At 68.7% G+C, this 21,327-nt stretch carries 16 protein-coding genes; 7 read left to right on the forward strand and 9 right to left on the reverse strand.

Annotated elements, in window-relative coordinates:
- Positions 1 to 18: 18 nt before the first annotated feature.
- Both AXE84_RS08395 and AXE84_RS08400 read right to left on the reverse strand, forming a co-directional pair.
- Positions 19 to 1,014, reverse strand: a complete 996-nt coding sequence (locus AXE84_RS08395; protein WP_060957555.1) for an NADP-dependent oxidoreductase — start codon at positions 1,012 to 1,014, stop codon at positions 19 to 21.
- 233 nt (positions 1,015 to 1,247) lie between these two features.
- On the reverse strand, positions 1,248 to 1,883 hold the full coding sequence (locus AXE84_RS08400; RefSeq protein WP_060957556.1) for a DJ-1/PfpI family protein: 636 nt from the start codon (positions 1,881 to 1,883) through the stop codon (positions 1,248 to 1,250).
- A gap of 347 nt (positions 1,884 to 2,230) precedes the next feature.
- Between AXE84_RS08400 and AXE84_RS12935 the strand changes: the two genes are divergently transcribed.
- The 3 genes from AXE84_RS12935 (at position 2,231) to AXE84_RS08410 (ending at position 7,192) form a co-directional block, all read left to right on the forward strand.
- Entirely contained in the window at positions 2,231 to 2,884 is a 654-nt protein-coding gene (locus AXE84_RS12935) for a hypothetical protein (protein WP_150116265.1), read from the forward strand.
- 276 nt (positions 2,885 to 3,160) lie between these two features.
- Positions 3,161 to 6,073: a UvrD-helicase domain-containing protein gene (locus AXE84_RS08405; protein ID WP_060957557.1), complete on the forward strand. Its 2,913-nt coding sequence runs from the start codon at positions 3,161 to 3,163 to the stop codon at positions 6,071 to 6,073.
- A gap of 117 nt (positions 6,074 to 6,190) precedes the next feature.
- Positions 6,191 to 7,192, forward strand: a complete 1,002-nt coding sequence (locus AXE84_RS08410; protein WP_060957558.1) for a CPBP family intramembrane glutamic endopeptidase — start codon at positions 6,191 to 6,193, stop codon at positions 7,190 to 7,192.
- Positions 7,193 to 7,339: 147 nt separating this feature from the next.
- On the opposite strand, the gene AXE84_RS08415 is transcribed toward AXE84_RS08410, so the two are convergent.
- The 3 genes from AXE84_RS08415 to AXE84_RS08425 all read right to left on the reverse strand — a co-directional run bounded on the left by AXE84_RS08415 (position 7,340) and on the right by AXE84_RS08425 (position 11,335).
- Positions 7,340 to 8,059: a nitroreductase gene (locus tag AXE84_RS08415; RefSeq protein ID WP_060957559.1), complete on the reverse strand. Its 720-nt coding sequence runs from the start codon at positions 8,057 to 8,059 to the stop codon at positions 7,340 to 7,342.
- A complete protein-coding gene (locus tag AXE84_RS08420; RefSeq protein WP_060957560.1) occupies positions 8,056 to 8,721 on the reverse strand; it encodes a sugar O-acetyltransferase in 666 nt (221 codons plus the stop codon). The genes AXE84_RS08415 and AXE84_RS08420 overlap by 4 nt, the downstream gene beginning before the upstream one ends.
- 79 nt (positions 8,722 to 8,800) lie before the next feature.
- Complete coding sequence (locus tag AXE84_RS08425; protein ID WP_060957561.1) at positions 8,801 to 11,335, reverse strand: TIM-barrel domain-containing protein; 2,535 nt, start codon at positions 11,333 to 11,335, stop codon at positions 8,801 to 8,803.
- 226 nt (positions 11,336 to 11,561) lie between these two features.
- Between AXE84_RS08425 and AXE84_RS08430 the strand changes: the two genes are divergently transcribed.
- From AXE84_RS08430 to AXE84_RS08440, 3 genes are all read left to right on the forward strand, one after another.
- Positions 11,562 to 13,430 carry an alpha-glucosidase gene (locus AXE84_RS08430; RefSeq protein WP_060957562.1) on the forward strand — a complete coding sequence of 623 codons (1,869 nt, stop codon included), beginning with the start codon at positions 11,562 to 11,564 and terminating at the stop codon, positions 13,428 to 13,430.
- 112 nt (positions 13,431 to 13,542) lie between these two features.
- Positions 13,543 to 14,190, forward strand: a complete 648-nt coding sequence (locus tag AXE84_RS08435; protein ID WP_060957563.1) for a nitroreductase — start codon at positions 13,543 to 13,545, stop codon at positions 14,188 to 14,190.
- A 228-nt stretch (positions 14,191 to 14,418) separates the two neighbouring features.
- Complete coding sequence (locus tag AXE84_RS08440) at positions 14,419 to 14,688, forward strand: ribbon-helix-helix domain-containing protein (RefSeq protein WP_003786792.1); 270 nt, start codon at positions 14,419 to 14,421, stop codon at positions 14,686 to 14,688.
- On the opposite strand, the gene AXE84_RS08445 is transcribed toward AXE84_RS08440, so the two are convergent.
- The 4 genes from AXE84_RS08445 to AXE84_RS13025 form a co-directional block, all read right to left on the reverse strand.
- The gene (locus AXE84_RS08445; protein ID WP_060957564.1) at positions 14,685 to 15,548 is read right to left on the reverse strand and encodes a CPBP family intramembrane glutamic endopeptidase; all 864 of its coding nucleotides are present in this window, start codon (positions 15,546 to 15,548) and stop codon (positions 14,685 to 14,687) included. The genes AXE84_RS08440 and AXE84_RS08445 overlap by 4 nt on opposite strands.
- Before the next feature lie 100 nt (positions 15,549 to 15,648).
- Entirely contained in the window at positions 15,649 to 16,950 is a 1,302-nt protein-coding gene (locus AXE84_RS08450) for a chloride channel protein (RefSeq protein ID WP_060958217.1), read from the reverse strand.
- A gap of 43 nt (positions 16,951 to 16,993) precedes the next feature.
- A complete protein-coding gene (locus tag AXE84_RS08455) occupies positions 16,994 to 19,369 on the reverse strand; it encodes a 6-phosphofructokinase (RefSeq protein ID WP_208854551.1) in 2,376 nt (791 codons plus the stop codon).
- A 231-nt stretch (positions 19,370 to 19,600) separates the two neighbouring features.
- The gene (locus tag AXE84_RS13025) at positions 19,601 to 19,741 is read right to left on the reverse strand and encodes a hypothetical protein (protein WP_167542051.1); all 141 of its coding nucleotides are present in this window, start codon (positions 19,739 to 19,741) and stop codon (positions 19,601 to 19,603) included.
- Positions 19,742 to 20,120: 379 nt separating this feature from the next.
- On the opposite strand from AXE84_RS13025, the gene sucC reads away from it, so the two are divergent.
- On the forward strand, positions 20,121 to 21,326 hold the full coding sequence (gene sucC / locus AXE84_RS08460; protein ID WP_060957565.1) for an ADP-forming succinate--CoA ligase subunit beta: 1,206 nt from the start codon (positions 20,121 to 20,123) through the stop codon (positions 21,324 to 21,326).
- Position 21,327: the final 1 nt, after the last annotated feature.

The raw sequence follows: 21,327 nt of genomic DNA on the forward strand, positions 1-21,327 counted from the left end.
GGTGAACATGGATGAGTGTCAGGATAGGTCGACGACGAGCTTGCCGCGGACATGCCCCGTCGCCAGCTCGGTATAGGCGGCGCGAACCTGCTCCAGCGTGAAAGAGTAAGTGTGAGCGACTTCGACCTTGATGGCGTCGTCCGCCACCAGCTGTGCCACCTCCTCGAGGTCACCGCGTCCACTACTGTGTCGTGAGCCGGTGAACCGCGCGCCCCTGAGGATCGCTGCGGGTGAGGGAACCAGAGTGCCGATGGAACGGCCCGTTAGCCCGAGATCACGGCCAAGTCGTACGTAGGTACCGCCGTAGCAGTCCAGGAGCTTGGTGACGGGGGAGGGAGCCGCGTCGCGAACCCGGCTGGTCAGATTCTCACCGTACGTGACTGGAATAGCGCCCAAGGAGCGGAGGTAGTCCATATTGCGGGCGCCGGCGATTCCGATCACGGTGGCGCCTCGGCTCACGGCCAGCTGAGAGGCGAGCGAACCCACACCGCCCGCGGCGGCACTAATGACGATGACATCGCCCTCGTGCAGGTTCAGCTGCTTGAATGCGCCGCACGCGGTTTGCGCAGCCACACCCAGGCAGGCCGCCTGTGTGAAGGACAGCGAAGCCGGCTTCGTGATGACGTCGTCGGCAGGTGCCGCCAGCTCGGTGGTGAGTGCCCCGCGGGTGTCGGCCTGGCCGGGCGCACTTCGCAAGGTACCCAGCACGGCATCGCCCACAGCGAGGTCGGTGACGTTCGCACCGACGGCGTCAATGACGCCCGCGAAGTCGCGGGCCACGCCCCTGGGGAAGCGAGCGGATGCGCCCTCAAACCAGCGTCGAGGATGAATGATGCGCTGAACCCGTTCAAGCCCTCGCAGATCGCCTCGGAAGGTCTTGAAGTCGAGGGGGTTGAGCCCGACGGCGCGCACCGCGACACGCACCTCTCCGTCGCCGGGTGCCTGCGCCGGGCGCTCGGCCTCCTCCAGGACCTCTGGCCCGCCGAACCGGCGATACTCGATTGCTCGACTCATGGAAGCCTCCTCGGACTCACGCGACAGCGAGATGCTGCGCTCGCATCAACCTACTACGTAGAACGTATAGTACGAAGTTCGTATTAGGTGAGCAAGGAAGCGTCCTTGGGTGGGCTCTGTGGTCCCTTCAGGGAGAGGTCGCTTAGTCGAGCGGCCGCAGCTTGCCACTGATGCCAGGGGGTGTGTCGTAGTGACTCGTTGTTCTGTGGAGGCAAGCGCTGACCCGTGTCCTCTCAGCTGTTCTGCCAGGCGGAGGTCGCCTCCATGAGCGCCATGTAGTCGTCCTCCCGGGCGCTCAGGAAGACCTGCTCCCAGGCGTGGGCCATCGCATCGGGCACGAGCCCGGTGATCCGCATGGCCTCCGCGGTGAACGGAACCGCATGAATGCCTGAGGCCGTGGTGACACCCCGATCGGTAACCACCGGCGTCTCCACGTAGTGATTGCCACCTCGGTATCCACTGGTTTGCAGGAAGACCGAGGCATTCGAGGTGTGGCCGCGATCGTCCAGGAAACCGCCCCGTGCCAGCAGGAGCGTGGCACCACAGATGGCCGCCACCGGAATCTCCTTTTCCAGGAGGCTGCCGACGGCCTCGATGAGCCGGTCGTGCCCGGCTGCGTAGTGGTCCCCTCCCGGAATGACCAGGGCCGCGAGGGATCCCTCTTCAGCCAGCGCGTCCAGGGCGTTGAGGTCGGCCTCCGGGGCCAGCGGAAGGTTCCCCAGCGTGCGCACCGGCTCGAGCCCGTCGCCCACGAGCAGCAGCCGGAAGCGCCTGGGCTTGAGCTGCTCCGCGCCCGCGATCTGAGTGGTGAGGTAGGCGTACTCCCAGTCCGCCATGGTCTCGGTCGTGTACAGAGCAATGGTGCGCATCTCGGCTCCTTCCATCCATTTAAAGAACTTCTTTGATTGTGCACTACGTGTGCGCATCTCGCAGTAGTTCTGGTGGCGAATTATTGTCTAACTTTGTAAATTCACTGTCATATATAACCTATGTTACATAGGTGGTGTCTATTATTTCTCCCATGTGACGTCCTGCTTGTTTTGGTTTTCTGGAGATGTCTGGCAGGTATGTTAAAAATCGTGACAACTACAGGATTTGGGGGTACTCTAGGCGCCTAGGGTTCCTTGGCGTGTTTGGATTAGGGGTGGTCACCAAGAGGGTTGTGTTGTGCGAGTGTGATATAGAGATTCTTCTAAAGTTGTTTGGAGGTCCTGGGATGGAATCGATTTCCGGTGGAAGTAGTGTTGGGTCCGAGTCGGCGTCGAAGTCACCGCAACTTGATGTGTTGTTGACTGGGTATGCTGCGCAGCGCGCGGATTGCTCGGCAATATATGGGGCTTCAACAAATATGTTGGGGTTTATAGTCGGGACGATGGGTTTTGTTGCCATAGTTGTTGGTGATCCTAGTGGAGTTCCGCCAATCTGGTTGGCTTTAGCTGCTATGCTGCCTTGGGGGATGCTGTCGTACCATTCGCTTATTGTTGGGATGAATGCCGGCCACTCTTATGTCTGTGAGGTTTACGAGCAACTCATTGCTGAAGCGGCACCCGAGGGGCTTATTTATCATGACAAAGGGAAGAAAGACAAGATAATTTTGGGTGTGACCGTTGGGGAGCGATTCTTGGATCCTAGGAGGGCTTCCGTCTCAAGGTCTGCTGCATCATTCTTTGCATTCTTCGCTAGTTTGTTCCTGCCGATCCTGTATTCCGCTTCGATCTTGAGTGGCCTCTGGAGTCGGAGTTGGTGGTGGTTTATGTTCGCCGTGACTTTTGTGTCGGTCGGATTCGTTATTGTGTTAGTTAATGACGTGAAAAATTTAGTGCGACCAGAGGTTAAGGAGATTGATGAATTGCTGACGTCATTTAGGTGATATTCTATTGGGCGGTTTAGTCTGTTGTGCTGATGAAATATTATTTAGGGCGAAGTTTTCCTGCGATGGTTCTGTAGTCGGATAGGCGATCTCTTAGGGTGGTGGGCGCGGCCGGAACATATAATGAGTTCGTGGGTATATGTTGTAAAGAGGAAGTTTTAATGTTGTGGATTCGAGTCGGTCGAGTGTGACGGGTGGATGCTGTGTGTTCGGCCAGGGAGTGTTATCACTGAGGTACGTAACGTGTCGGTGGCCTGGCCTAGGCTTGGCCTCACGATGAACGCGATGAACTCCCTCTTCGGCGCCCTGCCCATGCCCGGCTCCGGCGGTGCGGCCACGCCGCCGCCCGAGGCCGCGCTGCCCGCCCTCGTTCCCGCCGCAGGCTCCTTCGACGATGACTCCTGGGCCGAGGTCGAGGCCCCGGAGGAGGACTGGGGGCCCGAGGACGCCCCACCGCCTGAGGACGAGTCCGCCGCAGCCCCCACCTGGGAGGAGCGCCAGGACGAGGTCTCCGCCCTGGTCGCCCGCGCCCAGGCCAATGCCGCCGCGGCCCGCGCCCGAGTCGACGGCGCCGCGCCCTCGGGCCGGCCCACCGGCCCGGCCTGGGGCGTCACAGTCTCAGACCCGGCCGAGCTCATCCGTGGCCTCAACCCCGCCCAGGAGGCTGCCGTCACCCACGCCGGCGCCCCCCTGCTCATCATCGCCGGCGCGGGATCGGGCAAGACCCGGGTCCTGACCCACCGCATCGCCCACCTCATCGCCACCGGACGCGCCCGCCCCGGCGAGATCCTGGCCATCACCTTCACCAACAAGGCCGCCGCTGAGATGCGCGAACGCGTCACCGCCCTGGTCGGTCCCGCCGGCGAACGCATGTGGGTCTCCACCTTCCACTCCGCCTGCGTGCGCATCCTGCGCCGCGAGCACGAGGCCGCCGGTCTGCGCTCCACCTTCTCCATCTACGACGCCGCCGACTCCACCCGCCTCATCACCCTCATCGTGCGCGAGCTGGGCATCGACCCCAAGCGCTTCACCCCCAAGACCTTCGCCCACCGCATCTCCGACCTCAAGAACGAGCTCATCACCCCGGCCCAGTTCGCCGAGCGGGCCGTCACCTCCAACCCCCTCGAGCGCCACCTCGCCGAGGTCTACCGCGCCTACGCCCAGCGCCTGAGCGCCGCCAACGCCCTGGACTTCGACGACATCATCATGCGCACCGTCTCCCTGCTCCAGACCCGCCCGGCCGTGGCCGAGATGTACCGGCGCCGCTTCCGCCACATCCTGGTCGACGAGTACCAGGACACCAACCACGCCCAGTACGTCCTCGTGCGCGAGCTCGTCGGCGGCCCCGGCACCTCCGGGGCAGGCTCGGCCCTGCCACCGGGCGAGCTCACCGTCGTCGGCGACTCCGACCAGTCCATCTACGCCTTCCGCGGCGCCACCATCCGCAACATCGAGGAGTTCGAGGAGGACTACCCCTCGGCCCGCACCATCCTGCTGGAGCAGAACTACCGCTCCACCCAGAACATCCTCTCGGCCGCGAACGCCGTCATCTCCCGCAACAGCGGCCGGCGCGAGAAGAACCTGTGGACCGCCGCCGGAGACGGCGCCCCCATCACCGGTTACGTCGCCGACTCCGAGCACGACGAGGCCCGCTGGATCAGCCAGGAGGTTGACCGCCTGGCCGACGAGCACGGCATACGCCCTCGCGACGTCGCCGTCTTCTACCGCACCAACGCCCAGTCCCGTGCCCTCGAAGAGGCCTTCATGCGCGCCGGCCAGCCCTACAAGGTCATCGGCGGCACCCGCTTCTACGACCGCCGCGAGATCAAGGACGCCATCGCCTACCTGCGCGCCGTCGATAACCCCGACGACGACGTCAACCTGCGCCGCATCCTCAACGTCCCCAAACGCGGCCTGGGTGACAAGGCCGAGGGCGCCCTGGCCGAGCACGCTGCTCGCTACGCCGTCTCCTTCGGGCAAGCCGTCGCCGACGCCGCCGGAGCCCCCCGTGATGCCCAGACGGACGGAACCGAGAACACCGACGGGCAGGCCCCCTCTACCACCGGGGCCGGCGAGCCGCCCGAGGTCGAGGGCCTGACCACCCGGGCCCGCAACCAGGTGCGTGGCTTCCACGAGCTGCTCACCACCCTGCGCCACATGGTCACCGCCGGCGACGGCGTCGCCGACATCCTCGACTCCGCCCTGGACGCCTCGGGCTACCTCGCCGAGCTGCGCGCCAGTGACGACCCCCAGGACGCCACCCGCGTGGAGAACCTCGCCGAGCTCCACTCCGTGGCCAGCGACTTCCAGGCCGCCAACCCCGACGGCACCCTGGCCGACTTCCTCGAGCGCGTCTCACTCGTGGCCGACTCCGACCAGCTCCCACCCAGCGCCGACCTGGAGGACGAGGACGCCCGGCAGGCCGAGGAGCAGGGCCAGATCACCCTCATGACCGTCCACACCGCCAAGGGCCTGGAGTTCCCGGTCGTCTTCGTCACCGGCATGGAGGACGGTACCTTCCCCCACAGCCGTTCCCTGGCCGAGGAGACCGAGCTCGCTGAGGAACGGCGTCTGGCCTACGTGGCCCTCACCCGCGCCCGCGAGCGCCTCTACCTCACCCGCGCCGCCGTGCGCTCGGCCTGGGGAGCCGCCAACGCCATGCCTGCCTCCCGCTTCCTCGACGACGTGCCGGATGAGACCATCGACTGGAAGCGCCTGGCCTCCTCCATGGAGGCGCTGCGCGGCGGCGGCACCGGCTGGGGCAGCAGCTGGGGCGAGGGCGGCTTCGGCTCGGGCGGACGGCGCTCAGGCTCCTCCCGGCAGAGCTCCTACTCCGACGACGATGACTTCGCCCCACCCGTGGGCGCAGGCACCAAGCGCTCGGGCAAACTGGGGCGCGTGGAGACCGCCCAGGACCGTGCCGCCAAGCGCACCTCCGCCCGCCTCGAGGCCCGCGGCAAGCATGGCGACTCCTCACCGGCCGGCGCTGCCGCCTCGGAGGACCTGCCCGCAGCCGTCGCCGGGCTGAGGACCGGCGACCAGGTGCGCCACGACTCCTACGGGGTGGGCACCGTCGTCGGCCTGGAGGGCAAGGGGAGGTCCCTGACCGCCCGCGTCGAGTTCGTCATCGACGGCGCCCCCACCACCAAGCGCCTCATCCTGCGCTACGCCCCCGTCGCCAAGATCTGACGACACCATCCGCCATCAGCCCCGCGCGGTATCTGGGACAGTGCTTGAAAGTAGCGGGCCGCCGGTTCCTCCTGGCGGGGGAGGCGTGGCGATCGGTGGGTAGGAAACACTGGGGTCATGAACGCCCCGGCCTCCTTCCCGACTTCATCAGTGGAGCCGCGGGCTCCTCGCCTCCTGGACCGGCTCGTCCCGGCCAGTCCCCAGTGGCGCATTCCTCCGCGAAAGGCGGAGCGGCTCGGCTGGCTCCAGCTTCTTCTCGGAATTCCGATGATCTTCGTCGTTCAACTCGTCGCCGGGATTCTCGCAGTGATGACCGGATTCGCGCACCTGACGGCTAACGGTCGGCTTGATTCCCTGCCGGAAGCCTTATTCGTCATAGCTATCTTCGGTGCACCGCTGGCCCTGCTCGGGTACTGGCTGCTGGTGCACTTCGTCGGTGGCCGGCCTGTCATTGAGATGGGCGGGCGTGGGGCAGCACTGCGCGAGTTCCTGGTCGGCCTGGCCATAGGAGCGCTGCTCATGAGCGCCGTCATCGCGGTTCTGGCCCTGCTCGGTTCCTACCACGTGGTGGACGTCGGCTGGAGCACGGGGATCCTCGCCGGTCTAGGAGCCGGAGTCCTTGCCGGATTCACCGAGGAGATTCTGTTTCGAGGGATTCTGCTGCGCCTCATCGAGGGCTGGGTGGGGACCTGGTGGGCGCTGGCCATCACCTCGTTCCTCTTTGGAATCTCTCACCTGGGCAATGCCCATGCGACGGTCTTCGGTGCGGTGGCGATCGCGCTGGAGGCGGGCATCCTGCTGGGCGCCTGCTACCTGCTCACCCGTCGCCTGTGGCTGGCGATCGGGCTGCACGCCGCCTGGAACTTCGTCCAGGGCGGCATCTTCGGCTCCGACATCTCCGGCATCGGGTCGGGACGCGGACTCATCGAGGCCCGCTTCACCGGCCCTGACCTGCTCACCGGCGGAGTCATGGGGATCGAGGCCTCCGTCGTCGCGGTCGTGCTGTGCACCGCGGCCGGTGTGGCCATGCTGTTGGCGGTCCGCCGGCGCGGGCTTGTCGTCCCGCCGCGGTGGCGCCGCCCGCCTCAGGCCGCACTGGACGGCACACAGCCGGCCTAGGATCGGTCACGAATCCAGGACGGAGCACTGTGTGTTCGTACCATAGGGAGCGCGGTCGTACCCTCTACCCCTCGAACGCGAGGCTCAAGGTACGACCGCGACGTCGAGCATCTCGGGCGGTGACGGCGCGAGCCGACCGCAACCGGATCAGCTGCGGTTCGGCACCAGGCGCACGGGGCGCCGCTCGGCCCGGAAGTCGTTGACGGGGGCCTCGGAGGCGTAGCCCAGGGCGAAGCCCGTGATGAGGCGGTAGTCCGACGGCGCCTCGAACTCGGCGTCGAAGGGGCGGCGCCAGGTGGCCAGGACCCCCAGGGGGCAGGAGTCGACGCCATGGGCCTTGGCGGACAGGAACAGGGTCTGCAGCATGATCCCGGCGTCGAGCGCGGCGAAGGGCATGAGGCCTTCGTGGACCAGGACGAAACCGATGACCGGGGCGCCGAAGGCCTCACAGTTGCGGCGGGCGGCCGCGTCACGGGCCTCGCGGTCCTTGCGGCCGATACCCATGTGCGCGTACAGCCGGCCACCAACCGCCTGGGAGTGGGGCAGCAGGTCCGCGGGGTACGGCGCCCAGGTCGGGTAGTCGCCGTCGGGCGCCTTGTCGCTCAGGGCCAGGCGGGCCATCGCCCCGGGTTCCTTGTGCTGGAGGGGGAGAGCGGCGTCGAACTCCTTGACGTAGGCCGCGCGCAGACGGTCCGCCTGCTCACCGGTGGCCAGCGCCACCATGAAAGGTCGGGTGTTGGACCAGCTTGGTGCCTGGCAGGCATCCTCCAGGATCTCCTCGATGACCTCAGGCGGTACGGGGTCGGTCCGGAAGTCCCGCACGGAGTGCCGGGAAGCGGCCAGGTCGGAAAAGGTCTCGGGGGTCATTGCGGCGTCTCCTGAGGCGGGTGCTGATGGCGGGGGCCGAAGGTGGAGTCGTCCAGCTGTCGCAGGACGCGGGCCGGGTTGCCCACCGCGAGGCTGCCGGCGGGAACATCCTTGGTGACCACTGATCCCGCGCCGATGACGCAGTTGTCCCCGATGGTCACACCGGGGCAGACGATGACCCCGCCGCCCAGCCACACGTTGTTCCCGATCGTGATGGGGTCGGCCGCCTCCAGGGAGCAGGCGCGCGGAGTCGGCTCCAGGGGGTGGACCGGCGTGAGCAGCTGGACGTTCGGGCCGATTTGGCAGTGTGCGCCGATACTGATCCTGGCAACGTCGAGGGCCACGAGCCCGTAGTTGACGAAGGTCCCCTCACCCACGGCGATGTTGTCCCCGTAGTCCACGCGCACCGGCGGCAGCAGGTGAGCCTTGTTGCCCAGCCCCGGGATCGCTGAGCGCAGCAGATCCCAGCAGTCCTCCTCGCCCTCGGCGAAGGCCCGCTCGAAGCGGTGGAGCATTGTGCGGGCGTGGGCGGCGATCCTGGCGCTATCGGGGTCGTCGGCGACGTACCAGTCACCGGCGAGCATGCGCTCGCGATTGGTGCGCTCGTCGCCCACGAAGTAGGGCTCGGCCTCCGGGAAGCGCGGGGCGGGGGTCTCACTCATACCCAGCAGCCTAGCGGCGGCCCGACACGCCCGTCGGCCGGTTCGAGCCGACCCGCCAGAGTCGGCGCTCGGAGCCTGTTCAGGAGTGGGGGAGCACCTCGGCCACGGCCGCCCGCAGCGTCTCCGGCAGGCCCAGGGCCTCGAGCTCACCCAGCAGGGCGGTTCCGCTCAGGCCCCGCTGCACCGCGTCCCAGGCCAGGTCCTTGGCCATGTACTCCACTCGCGCCCCGTCCAGGAGCGCGTGGACCTCTTCGCGCCAGTCGGCCGGGGAGTGCTTCGTGCCGCGGAGGACCAGCTGGACGCCGTCGATGAGCTCCTGGCGGCTCAGCTCCTCCAGGTGCACCAGCGTCCCGGCCCCCAGGGTGAAGCCGTCACCGCTGACCTCCTCGGTGGCCAGCCGGCGCGCCCGTTCACCCACCCCCAGCCAGGCGCCGGCCACCTGGCCGGCCAGGAGCCGCACCGTCACCAGCCGCGAGGTCGGCACGACCTCGGCCGCCCCCTCCAGGCGGATGCGCAGCACCACGTCGGCGCCGTCCTCCTCCTCGGCCTCGGGCCAGGTCAGCGCCATGTGGGTGCGGGCGATCTGGTCCTGCCCGGGCTGGGCCGAGCCGTCGTCCTCCTCCAGGGTGAAGCTCCCCGAGCCGCCGGGCACGACGACGATCTCCAGCTCGCGCGGATTGTCCCCGGCCGCCTCCGTCAGGTTCCCGGCCAGGGGGATCACGGAGCCGGCCCGGGCCAGCACCCCGATCCGGTCCAGGGGACGCGACAGGCTCAGCATGCGCCCGCGCCCGCCGGTCGTGGCCTCATAGCGGCGCCCCGTGGGCAGGTCGTACCAGACGCCGTCGGGCAGCCAGGTCAGCTCCCGCCCCAGGCCGGTGGTCCCATCGAGCGGGGAGGTGAAGGGCACCACCAGCAGGTCCCCGAAGCAGAAGCTGCCCCGGTGCTCGTAGGCGGCCAGCTCACGCGGGTGGTCGTGGTACACCGGGCGCACCGGAGCGATGCCCTCACCTGCCGAGCGGCGCGCCCACGTGTACAGGTAGGGCACCAGCCGGTGACGCAGCCGCAGGTGCGCCTCCATCGTGGCGCGCGCGTCACGCGAGTAGCGCCACGGCTCCTTGGAGGTGAAGCCTGAGTTCGACGAGTGCAGGCGGTTGATGGGGGAGAAGCAGCCCAGCTGGAACCAGCGGGCCGCCATCGTGTCGTCGCTGCCGCCCAGCATGTGCCCGCCGATGTCATTGGACCACCAGAAGTAGCCGATGTTGGCGGCCGTGGCCGTGAAGCGCGGCTGGAAGCGCAGGGAGTCCCAGCTGATGATCGTGTCCCCGGAGAAGCCCACCGGGGTGCGGTGGCTCGAGGCGTCGGCGAAGCGCGAGAAGGTCACCGGTCGGCGCCGCTCCACGCCACCGTCGGCCGCCGGGCGCTCGCGGCCCGAGTCGAGGTAGTGGACGTGGTTGAGCATCCACAGCGGATCCAGGCCGGGAACCGTCGTGGAGCCGCCCTGCTGCCAGTCCAGCCACCAGAAGTCCACGCCCTCGTCCTCCAGGGGGTGGTGGAGGCGCGAGAGGTAGGAGCCCACGAAGTCCCGGTCGGCGATGTTGAAGGGCACGTCCTCCCCGGTGCTCGCATCCAGGCCCAGGTCGGCGCAGACCTCCTCATAGGCCTCCTCGTGGCGGCGCACCCCCTGGGCCGGGTGCACGTTGAGCGTGGTGAGCATGCCCCGCTGGTGCAGGCCGGCCAGGAAGGCCGCCGGGTCGGGGAACAGCTCCCGGTTCCAGGTGTAGCCGGTCCATCCCGTGCCGATCGCCGGGTCGATGTCGGTGACGTGCCAGTCCATGTCGATGACGGCCACGGAGAAGGGCAGCTCCTCGGCGGTGAAGCGGTCCATGAGCGCCAGGTACTCCTGGTCGCTGTAGGGGTGGTAGCGGCTCCACCAGTTGCCCAGCAGCGCCCGCGGGATGAGGGGGCTCGGCCCGGTGAGGCGGAAGAAGTCCCGCAGTGCCTCCCGGTAGTCCTGGCCGTAGCCGAAGACGTAGAGGTCCTGCGCCCCGTCGGCCAGGCGGTTGCCGGGCTCACGGGACTGAACCCACTCGTCCTGGGTGAGCAGCAGCGAGGCCGAGTCGTCCAGGGCGGTGATGCCGTTGAGGCTCAGCAGGCCCGGACCGAGGGCGACGGCGCCGTCGGCCTCATCAAGGGTGCGGGTGGTGCCGCCCAGGTTTGTCGGGAAGGTCTCGGCCGGGTCCCACACGTCGCCGTGGTGCCAGGTGCCGCCGTGGGCGTGGAGCGCCGTCGAACGCAGCCTGACGCTGAGCCCGGCGGGGGAGAATCCCAGGGAGGGCACATGGGTCAGGTGCAGGTGCTCGGTGATGATCTCCACGCGGTCCTGGCCGTGCACCACCCGGAACGACGGCGTCTCACCCAGGTCGCGGTTGACGACTAGCTGGGTGGCGGCGTCAGTGAAGACGCCCGTGGGGGAGTGCTCCATGCGGATGAGCCGAGAGGTGAGCACCGTGAACCGGTAGCGGGACTCCTCCGACGAGGTCCCGGTGATGACCGCCTCAGGGCGGGCTGCGGCCGGGCGCGGAGTGTCAGGGGCATCGCGGAGAGGAGAAACCAACGGTTGGCCTTTCACAGCAGGAGTCATCGCAGGGAGCGGTGGGAGAGGCGGCGCCCCGAGTGAGGCGCGAGACCTCATCTTAATCGGCCCTCCTCTCGGGCGGGTTCTGACACAATCGGTACCGGCCCGCAAGGCCCCGTCAGCGCTGGCGGCGGAGCAGGGGAAGGCCCTCACGCACCCGGCCCGCTTTCCTCGCATCCCCTGTCCGGTAGGAAGGAAGTCGCCCGTGACCTCTCCCGCGCCCCTCATTGTCTCTGCCCACCATGTCGGCGACGATCCGGACTGGTGGCGCCGCGCCGTCGTCTACCAGGTCTACCCCCGTTCCTTCTCTGACTCCGACGGCGACGGGATCGGTGACATCCCCGGTCTGACCAGCCGCCTGGACCACCTTGACGAGCTGGGTGTCGACGTCGTGTGGCTCAGCCCCGTCTACCGCTCCCCTCAGGACGACAACGGCTACGACATCTCCGACTACCAGGACATCGATCCCCTCTTCGGATCCCTGACCGACCTGGACGCCCTCATCGAGGGACTGCACTGTCGCGGCATGCGCCTGGTCATGGACCTCGTCGTCAACCACACCAGCGACGAGCACCCCTGGTTCACCGCCAGCCGCTCCTCCAAGGACGACCCCAAGCGCGACTGGTACATCTGGCGGCCCGCCCGGCAGGTTGACGGGCTCGCCCCCGGGCAGCCTGGCACCGAGCCCACCAACTGGGGATCGGCCTTCTCCGGGTCGGCCTGGGCCTGGGATGAGGAGAGCCAGGAGTTCTACCTGCACCTCTTCTCACCCAAGCAGCCCGACCTCAACTGGGAGAACCCGCAGGTGCGCCGCGCCATCCACGAGATGATGACCTGGTGGCTGGACCGCGGCGTCGACGGCTTCCGCATGGACGTCATCAACCTCATCTCCAAGACCTACCCGCTCACTGACGCACCCCAGGGCGAGGGCGACCTCTACGGCAACGCCTTCGCCGTCGTCGCCAACGGCCCCCGCATCCATGAGTTCCTCCGCGAGATGAACCAGCAGGTCCTCGCACCGCGGCCCGGCCACGTCCTGACCGTCGGGGAGATGCCCGGGGCCACGAGCGCCGAGGCCGCCCTCTACACCGACCCCGCCCGAGGTGAGCTCGACATGGTCTTCCAGTTCGAGCACGTCAGCCTCACCGACGGCCCCGGAGGCAAGTTCGACCCCCAGCCCCTCGAGCTCGTCACCCTCAAGCAGAACCTGGCCCACTGGCAGGCCGCCCTCGCTCCCGACACGACCCCCAACGGCGCCGTGAGCGCGGAGAAGGGATGGAACTCCGCCTACTGGGACAACCACGACCAGCCCCGCGCCGTCTCCCGCTTCGGCGACGACGACCCCGCCTGGCGCGTCCGCTCGGCCAAGACCCTCGCCACGATCCTCCACGCCCACCGCGGCACCCCCTACATCTACCAGGGCGAGGAGCTGGGCATGGTCAACACGGTCTTCCGCTCCATCGATGACTACCGGGATCTGGAGTCCGTCAACCACTTCCACGAGCGTGTCCGCGCCGGCGACGACCCGGCCGCCGTCCTGGCTGGCATCGCCCCCGTCTCCCGCGACAACGCCCGCACCCCCGTCCACTGGGACAGCAGCGAGAAGGCCGGGTTCACCACCGGCGAGCCCTGGATCGCCCTGGCCCCCGACCACGGCACCGTCAACGCCGCCGCCCAGGTGGGAGTACCCGGCAGCGTCTTCGAGCACTACCGCCAGCTCATCGCCCTGCGGCACGATGACGACGCCCTCGCCCTGGGCACCTTCCGACTCCTGGCGGCCGACCACCCCACCGCCTGGGTCATCCTGCGCCAGTGGCGCGCCCCTGAGGCCCAGGGCGGCGGCGTCGAGCAACTCCTGCTCATCGCCCAGTGCGCCCGCGAGGACCTGCCCCTGACCGGTCATGGCGGCCTGCTGGCGGCGCTCGCGGCCGAGGACCTGGAGTTAGGGGAGTGGAGCGGGGCCGAGCAGGTGCTGCGCGCCGCCGATCCGGACGTTCAGCCCGGCTCGACCCACGCGGGCCTGCCGGAGGCGCTACCGGGATGGGACTCGGTCCTGCTGCGCCGTCGGGCCTGAGGAGGTTGGGGGCGCTTCGCGCCTACCCGGCGGCCCCAACTGGAATAGTGCTGGCCGGCCGGTCGTTGGCCTCGGTGGACAAACCCGCGGATTTCGGAAGTAGGGGAGCACCATGGAGTTCAGCCAGGTCGTCGCCAATCGTCACTCGGTGCGAGACTTCACCGACCAGCCCGTCTCCCAGGAGGATCTGGTCGATATTGTCCGCACCGCCCAGCAGGCGCCGTCGTGGGTGAACTCCCAGCCCTGGCGGGTCTATGCGGCCACCGGGGCCACGCTGGCCGGGATCAAGAAGCACCATGCTGCGGACGTCGCTGCCGGCAGGAAGGGAAACGCCGACCTCCCGGTGAAGCCTCGTGCAGAGTGGTCTGCGACCACCCAGGAGAACATGGCCGCGCTCGGCGAGCAGATCGGTGCGCAGCTGGGCGAGGGCGTCCAGGAGTTCCAGGCATCGCAAGGACGGCTGTTCAACGCCCAGGCGGCCCTGTACGTGACGATCCCGGTCGAGTCCACCCCGTGGTCCTTCCACGACCTCGGGGCCTTCTCCACCATGCTCGTCCTGGCGGCTGCCGACAAGGGCCTTGGCGCCATCAACGCCTACGCCCTGGTCATGTACCCGGACGAGGTGCGCGAGGCCATGGGGATCGGAGCCGATGAGATCGTCGCGATCGGGATCGCGCTGGGCCATCCCGCAGACTCGGCGCTGGCGGCCTTCGCCCCCAGCCGCGTCGACGTCAACGAGATCCTCACGATCAAGGACTGAGCGCAGAGGGCTGCTTGCCAAGGGTGAGTCCGCCTGGAAGCATGCGATCCGTTCTGCGCCTCGGGTGGACGACTCTCGCACATGGGTTTCAGTGGGAGTGGACGTCAAGGGGCGGTTGCTGGAGATGGTTGCTGTTCATAATGGGCGTGGAGACTGGCTTGTTTATCATGCTATGACGCCGCCCTCGAAAAAGACTCTCAAGGAACTATCTATCGACAGGAGGAGATCATGAACCGCGATCAGATGAACGCCGCCTTCGGGGTGACTGATGAGCAGCTTGATTCCTTGGCTGCCGACTATGAGGCAGGTGACTGGAAGGGGCGGCTTGGTCCTGTAGTGCAGGGTCGTCCTCGTTTGTACGAGGAAGAGATGAGGACTATTTCTTTCCGCATACCTGCTTCGCGTTTACAGGCCATCGATGCGCATGCTGAGCGTAACGGCAAGAGCCGGTCGGAGTTTCTTCGCCAAGCCATTGATGATGCCCTTCTCGCTGGTTAGAAGACTGGTGGTGGCACTCTTCTACGTCGGCCCAGGAGGCGGATGAGGGCGGCGACCGCGGCTGCGCCGGTGAGCAGGATCGCCGCGTTGAGCCACGACAGCTCGAAGTCGGGCAGGTTCTCGCTCTGGAGCTGGCCGATGAACAGTCCCAGCGTGTTTCCGCTGACGTGCAGGCCCAGGGCGAAGAACATCGACCGCAGCCGCACCACCGACCAGCCGGCGAGCAGCCCGAAGAGCACCTTGTGGAGGATCTGCCAGGCGTAGCCCTTGAGGCTGGTGTCGGAGGTCAGCCAGGTCGGCAGATGAAGGGCGGTGAAGGACACCGTCGTCATCAGCACAGCAGCCGCTGGCCCGTAGCGCTCGTGTATCGGTGAGAACAGGGTGCGCCTGAGGGTGATCTCCTCGGGGATCGCGTTATACGCAATGCCGACTAAGACGGCGAAGACCAGGGCGTGAAGCACCGTGGAGGCGGTGATCTCTGGCTTCCACAGCGGGCCGGTACCCGTCGGCCCCATCCAGGTGTGCAGGCCGCCGAAGGCGACTCCGCCCAGGGCGCCAGTGGCGAACAGGACGGTTCTGCTGCGGATGCCGCCGCCGGTCAGCAGGTCGCGCCAGTCTCGGCCGGACAGTCCGAACCACAGGGCGAGCCCGCCGACGTGAAGGAGGACGAGCATGAGAATCCACGGCCCCCGCAGGAGCGCCAGGGCCGTGCCCAGCGCCGGCGCGCCGGCCAGCAGGGCGACGGCGGCAAGGGCGGTGCCCTCAGAGGCGGCCGGCCGTCCGATCTCGAAGGCGTAGGCGTCGGCCGCGCTGGGCTGTAGCGCGTGACGAGGTGGTGCGGCGTCGTGGAGACGATCCATAGTGATTCCGATGGAGACCTGGCTGCCGGTTGCGATCCGCCCAGGAGTATATGTTCGTGCGGTTGAATCAATGACCCTGACACGTCGCAGGCGGGTCCGGCTACCGACTCCGTGAGGTCCGCAACCAAGAGACCACGGTGCGATGCCAGGCGGGGGAAGTCAGCAGCGTGACCGCCACGACGACGGCGAACAGAGCCACCAGCGTCCAGGCACCGGCTCGGGCCAGCTCCCAGGTGAAGACGATCCCGAAGACGGGGGCCCTCTGAGTGGTGGCGAGCACCGCGCCGGCCCCCGCCAGTGCCAGGACCGCCACGCTGGCCTGCACCCCACAGGCGTCGAGCGCGATCGCCAGGGCGGCTCCGGCGCTCGAGCCCGCGGCCAGGGAGGGGGCCAGCCTGCCGCCGGTGGCACCGGCTGCGAGCGTGAGACCGGTGAGGACCGGCTTAAGGACCACGATGCCCACCAGCAGGACTAGGCCCGCTCCCACAGGGCTGTTCGAGGCCCCGGGAAGGCCAGTACCCACAGCCATCTCCATGGCGTCGCGCCCATTGCCGACGATCGCCGGGACCCACAGGCTCGCCAGCCCGGTGACCAGTCCCGCCGCACCGATCGCCGCAGGCAGCCACCGGGGGACGCGCACCCGGTGCGCCAGCATCCACGACCACAGTCGCCTCGCCCCCACACCGACTGCTGCGGCCACGGGCACGAGCAGGACCAGCCCGAGAACGGTCCCCGACGACAGCCCCGGTGAGGCGATCTCGAAGGTGGGGTGCCCGTGGGAGTGCAGCCAGGAGACGAGCGTGGCGATGAGGCACACCGGTACCGCCACGAGGGCACCGCGCCGTCGCATCCCGGCGACCATGATGAGCTCGACTGCGTAGGCGGCCCCTCCCAGCGGCGCGTTGTACATGGCCGCCAGTCCCGCCCCGGCGGCGGAGGCGATGAGGATCGCGCCCTCGGTCCTGCCGATCCCCAGGCGGGTGGCGATTCTGGCCGCCACCGCCCCGGCGGCCAGACGCGGGGCGCCCTCGCGGCCCACCGAGTTGCCCGCGCCGACGGTGAGGACCTGGGTGACGGCGTCGAGGAAGGGACGCGTCAGCCCCATCCGGGCAGCCGCCTGACCGCTGCGGTCCGCGACCGCAGTCTCCACGTCGGCCACTCCGCCGGTGGCGCGCAGCCACCACCACGAGCCGCCGGCGACAAGGCCGCCCAGGGCCGGGGCGAGCGCGCGCCGCCAGGGCGGGGCGGTGGCCAGGCGTTCCAGGAGCCCGCCGTGAGAGACGCCGTAGAACAGTGACTCGAAGAGCTCCAGGAGCAGTGCCATCGCGATCCCGATGAGGCCCGCGGTCACTCCCGCCACGGCGGCAGCCAGAAGGAACCGGGGTCGTATCAGCGCGCGCACGCCAGGCACCATACCCGGCCGTTCGGCTCCCGAGGCTGGTGGCTCAGCTGGCCGCGTCGTCGACCGCCTCACCGAAGTCGGGCACGTCCTGAAGCGTCAGGGTCCCGATGTCCTGGCTGACCAGGCCCACGGCGGGGCGCAGACCCAGCCACCACTGGTGGCGGGGGCGACGGTGGTCGCGGTCGAGGTCGTCGTTCATGCGGTCCAGGGGCTGGTCGGAGACCTTGCCCCCCATCAGGCCCACGTAGGAGGCCGTCGGCTCACCGCGCTTGAGGGCGCAGGCCAGCAGTTCCAGGGAGTGGGCGACTAGCTTGGTCGCCATGATCCGGTCGAAGGCCGTGGGGCTGCCTCCCTGCTGCTGGTGACCCAGGATCGCCTCGCGCACGTCGTAGAGGCCCTTGCCCTCCTCGGCGAAGATGTGGGCCAGGACGTCGGTGGTGTAGTTGACGCTGGCCCGCTCGTTGCGGATCACCAAGTAGAGGCTGCGTCCCGAGCGGAAGGACTCCACCATCCGCTCGGAGTCGGCGGCCAGGCCCGCCAGCGTGATGCCCTCCTCGTTGAGGTAGACCTTCTCCGCGCCGGTGGCCAGGCCCGACATCAAGGACAGGTAGCCGCACTTGCGGCCCATGACCTCGGCGACGAAGCAGCGGTGGGAGGCCGCCGCGGAGAGCTTGATGGAGTCCAGCGCCACCACCGCGTTGTTGAGGGCCGTGTCGGTGCCGATGCTCAGCTCGGAGCCGGGCAGGTTGTTGTCGATGGAGGCCGGCACGCACACGATCGGGATCTGGAAGGCGGGGTAGCGGTCCCGCTCGGTGACCAGGCGGTAGGCGCTCAGGTAGGCGTTGTAGCCGCCAATGACCAGCAGGGCGTCGATCTCATGGAGCTCGATGGCCCGGCCCAGCGCGTAGAGCTGCTCAATGGTGGGCACCTCGCGGCGCGTGCCCAGCTGGGCGCCACCGTCACCGACCCAGCCCTCGACGTCGGCCCACGTCAGCTCGCGCACGTCGCCGTCCAGCAGGCCGGGGAAGCCGCCGTAGACGCCCAGCATCGTGAAGTCGTGGTCGATGCCCAGGCGCACGGCCGCACGCGCCGCCGTGTTCATCCCCGGGGCCAGGCCGCCGGCGTGGATGATGGCGACCCGTTTGGGGCGGTCGGAGGCCGACGGCGTCGATCCCGTGTCAGTGGCCGGCTCGGCGGGAGGCGTGGACATGGTCTCGAACAGCTCGAGCATCCTGCCGAAGCTCGCCCCGCGGGCCTGGATCGCCCCGAGGTAGTCGTGGGCGGCCACGAGATCCTTGACGGCGCGGGTGGCCGCGATCTGCTCCATCATCGGCAGGCGGCGGATGCGGTTGTGGCGCTCGGCGATGATGACCGGCTCGCTGCCCGGATCCATGGACACCACCTCGCGGGCGGCGGCGCAGCCCAGCAGCGTGGACATCCAGCGGTCGTAGGCGCTGGGGCGGCCACCGCGCTGGACGTGACCCAGGATGGTGACACGGGCGGCCTCACCCAGCTTGTCGGCGATGACCTGGCGGACGTCGTCGGCGGTGATGCGGTTGCCCTCGCGGTCGGTGGCGCCCTCGGCGACGATCACCATGGACTCGCGGCGCCCGGCCTCTCGGCCCGCCTTGAGCTTGGAGCACATGTCCTCCTCCCAGTCCTTGCCCGGGGGGAGCTCGGGGACCAGGACGTAGTCACAGCCCCCGGCCACGGCCGCCATGAGGGCAAGGTAGCCGCAGTGGCGACCCATGACCTCCACGACGAAGGTGCGCTGGTGGGAGGCGGCCGTCGAGGAGATGTCGTCAATGGCCTCCAGGATGCGGTGGAGGGCGGAGTCGGTGCCGATGGTCATGTCGGCGCCCACCAGGTCGTTGTCGATGCTGCCCACCAGGCCGGTCACCATGAGGACGGGGTGGGAGGCGGCCGTCTGCGCACTGATGTCACCGGTCTCGACGAGCTCCTCGAGCAGGGAGGGCCAGTTCTTGCGGAACTCGTTGGTGCCGGTTAGAGAGCCGTCGCCGCCGATGACCACGAGCCGGTCGATGCCGTGCTCCAACAGGTTGCGGGCGGCCGCCAGCTGGCCGGCGCGCTCGCGGAACTCGGCCGAGCGGGCGGTGCCGATGATGGTGCCGCCGCGCTGGAGGATGGAGCCCACCGAGTCCCACTCCAGGGGACGGATGCCGTCACCCCCGGCCACGGCCCCGGCCCAGCCCTCCATGACCGCGTAGGGCCTGGCCCCCAGACGGATGGCGGTGCGCACCACGGCCCGCACGGCCGCGTTCATGCCCTGGGCGTCGCCGCCGGAGGTGAGGACCCCGATGCGCAGGGGCTCGCCGTCCAGGCCGAGCAGCGGGCTGGCCGATGAGCCGGTGGGGGAGGGGACGGTGTCTGCGGTGTCTGAGGACATGGCGGCTGGCATGTGGGGTCCTTCCCTGGGGCGCCGGTGGGCCGGGCTCCCGGCGTCGGCCGGGAGGGCATCAGCCCTTATTGTTGCTGGTGAGCGCCGCCACGTCATCCGCCTGTGGTCCCAGAAGCATTTCCTTGCCGTGGCTTCCACCCGTTCGCCGGTTCCTGGTGAACCCCAGGAGGAGGGGAGCGATGTGTCCCCCTGCTGTGGGAGCAGGGGAGCAGCAGGGCCGCGATCAGGGAACTACCTGCCTCGGCGGATGCGGAACCTGCGGGCCTCGGCGTCGAGGGCGCGCTTGCGTCGTCGGCCCCACCGCCTGCCACTCCAGAGACCGAGCAGCACCATGGCGCCGACCAGGGCACTCGTCGCTGTTAGTACGGGCATGACCGTCTCCCTTCTCGAGCCCCTCGTGTCAATTCATGATAATTCGCGTGGTGGTGGGCGGCGCAGGATCGGGAACGTACATCGCGGACGGGGACTGCTTTTTCCTCCAGACGACTGGGGCCGGACCGCAGTCATCTGGAGGACAACGCAGTCCTCGTAGGAAAGGTACGTTCTCGACCGCGCTCATGGCCGGTGGAGGCCCCGGTTCGCACGCCCCGCCGTGAGACGCTGCGACCACGCTGTTTGAGACGCCGCCGCTTCGCGCCCGTGTCCGCCCTCCCAACCGGCCACTGGGACGTTAGGCTCATCACTGGTGCCCGCCCGGCTGACGTCGGCCCGCGCCTGCAAGCCATCCACATGCCCCGAGAGGATCAGCTGCATGGATCTCTACGAATACCAGGCCAGGAACCTGTTCCGTCAGCACGGCGTCCCCGTGCTCGACGGCGCCGTGGCCACAACCCCCGAGGAGGCTCGCAGCGCCGCGCAGTCCCTCCTCGACGCGGGAAGCGAGCTGGTGGTCGTTAAGGCCCAGGTCAAGACCGGCGGCCGCGGCAAGGCCGGCGGCGTCAAGCTCGCCCGCACCGCTGAGGAGGCCGAGGCCCGCGCCCGCGACATCCTGGGCATGGACATCAAGGGCCATACAGTGCGCGCCGTCCTCATCTCCGACGGCGTCGACCTGGACGCCGAGTACTACTTCTCCATCCTCCTGGACCGCGCCGAGCGCCAGTACCTGGCCATGTGCTCGCGCGAGGGCGGCATGGACATTGAGACCCTCGCCGTCGAGCGCCCCGAGGCCCTGGCCCGCATCGGCATCGACCCGCTCGAGGGCATCACCCCCGCCGTCTCCCACCGGATCGTCGAGGCCGCGGGCTTCGAGGCCGGCCCCCTGGCCGACGAGGTCGCCGCCGTCATCGAACGCCTCTGGGAGGTCTTCACCGCCGAGGACGCCACCCTCGTGGAGGTCAACCCCCTGGTCAAGGCCGCCGACGGCCGCATCATCGCCCTAGACGGCAAGGTCACCCTCGACGACAACTCCCGCTTCCGCCACCCCGCCCACGCCGAGCTCGTCGACAACGCCGCCACCGACCCCCTGGAGGCCCGCGCCCGCGAGGCCGGCCTCAACTACGTGCGCCTCGAGGGCGAGGTCGGGGTCCTGGGCAACGGCGCCGGCCTGGTCATGTCCACCCTCGACGTCGTCGCCGGTGCCGGCGAGCGCCACGGCGGCATGAAGCCCGCCAACTTCCTCGACCTGGGAGGCGGCTCATCGGCCGAGGTCATGGCCACCGGCCTGGAGGTCGTCGCCTCCGACCCCCAGGTGCGCGCCATCCTCGTCAACGTCTTCGGCGGCATCACCTCCTGCGACACCGTCGCCCAGGGCATCGTGACCGCCGTCGAGTCCCTGGGCGGGCTGCCCAAGCCCGTCGTCGTGCGCCTGGACGGCAACAACGCCGACACCGGTCGCGCCATCCTGGCCGACGCCGCCATCGAGGGCGTCACCGTCGTCGACACCATGGACGGGGCCGCCGACGTCGTCACCGCCATCGCCGAGAAGATCAGCGGCCAACCCGCTGGCAAGGAGGCCTGAG

It is taken from the genome of Actinomyces oris, from assembly GCF_001553935.1.
GTDB lineage: Bacteria > Actinomycetota > Actinomycetes > Actinomycetales > Actinomycetaceae > Actinomyces > Actinomyces oris_A.

Bases quoted from the DNA above. Each gene is read 5' to 3' on its own strand.
- AXE84_RS08420 (WP_060957560.1), bottom strand. From the start codon at position 8,721: ATGAGTGAGACCCCCGCCCCGCGCTTCCCGGAGGCCGAGCCCTACTTC.
- AXE84_RS13025 (WP_167542051.1), bottom strand. From the start codon at position 19,741: ATGCCCGTACTAACAGCGACGAGTGCCCTGGTCGGCGCCATGGTGCTG.
- sucC (WP_060957565.1), top strand. From the start codon at position 20,121: ATGGATCTCTACGAATACCAGGCCAGGAACCTGTTCCGTCAGCACGGC.
- AXE84_RS08410 (WP_060957558.1), top strand. From the start codon at position 6,191: ATGAACGCCCCGGCCTCCTTCCCGACTTCATCAGTGGAGCCGCGGGCT.
- AXE84_RS08435 (WP_060957563.1), top strand. From the start codon at position 13,543: ATGGAGTTCAGCCAGGTCGTCGCCAATCGTCACTCGGTGCGAGACTTC.
- AXE84_RS08415 (WP_060957559.1), bottom strand. From the start codon at position 8,059: ATGACCCCCGAGACCTTTTCCGACCTGGCCGCTTCCCGGCACTCCGTG.
- AXE84_RS08400 (WP_060957556.1), bottom strand. From the start codon at position 1,883: ATGCGCACCATTGCTCTGTACACGACCGAGACCATGGCGGACTGGGAG.
- AXE84_RS08440 (WP_003786792.1), top strand. From the start codon at position 14,419: ATGAACCGCGATCAGATGAACGCCGCCTTCGGGGTGACTGATGAGCAG.
- AXE84_RS08455 (WP_208854551.1), bottom strand. From the start codon at position 19,369: ATGCCAGCCGCCATGTCCTCAGACACCGCAGACACCGTCCCCTCCCCC.
- AXE84_RS08445 (WP_060957564.1), bottom strand. From the start codon at position 15,548: ATGGATCGTCTCCACGACGCCGCACCACCTCGTCACGCGCTACAGCCC.
- AXE84_RS08405 (WP_060957557.1), top strand. From the start codon at position 3,161: ATGAACGCGATGAACTCCCTCTTCGGCGCCCTGCCCATGCCCGGCTCC.
- AXE84_RS12935 (WP_150116265.1), top strand. From the start codon at position 2,231: ATGGAATCGATTTCCGGTGGAAGTAGTGTTGGGTCCGAGTCGGCGTCG.
- AXE84_RS08395 (WP_060957555.1), bottom strand. From the start codon at position 1,014: ATGAGTCGAGCAATCGAGTATCGCCGGTTCGGCGGGCCAGAGGTCCTG.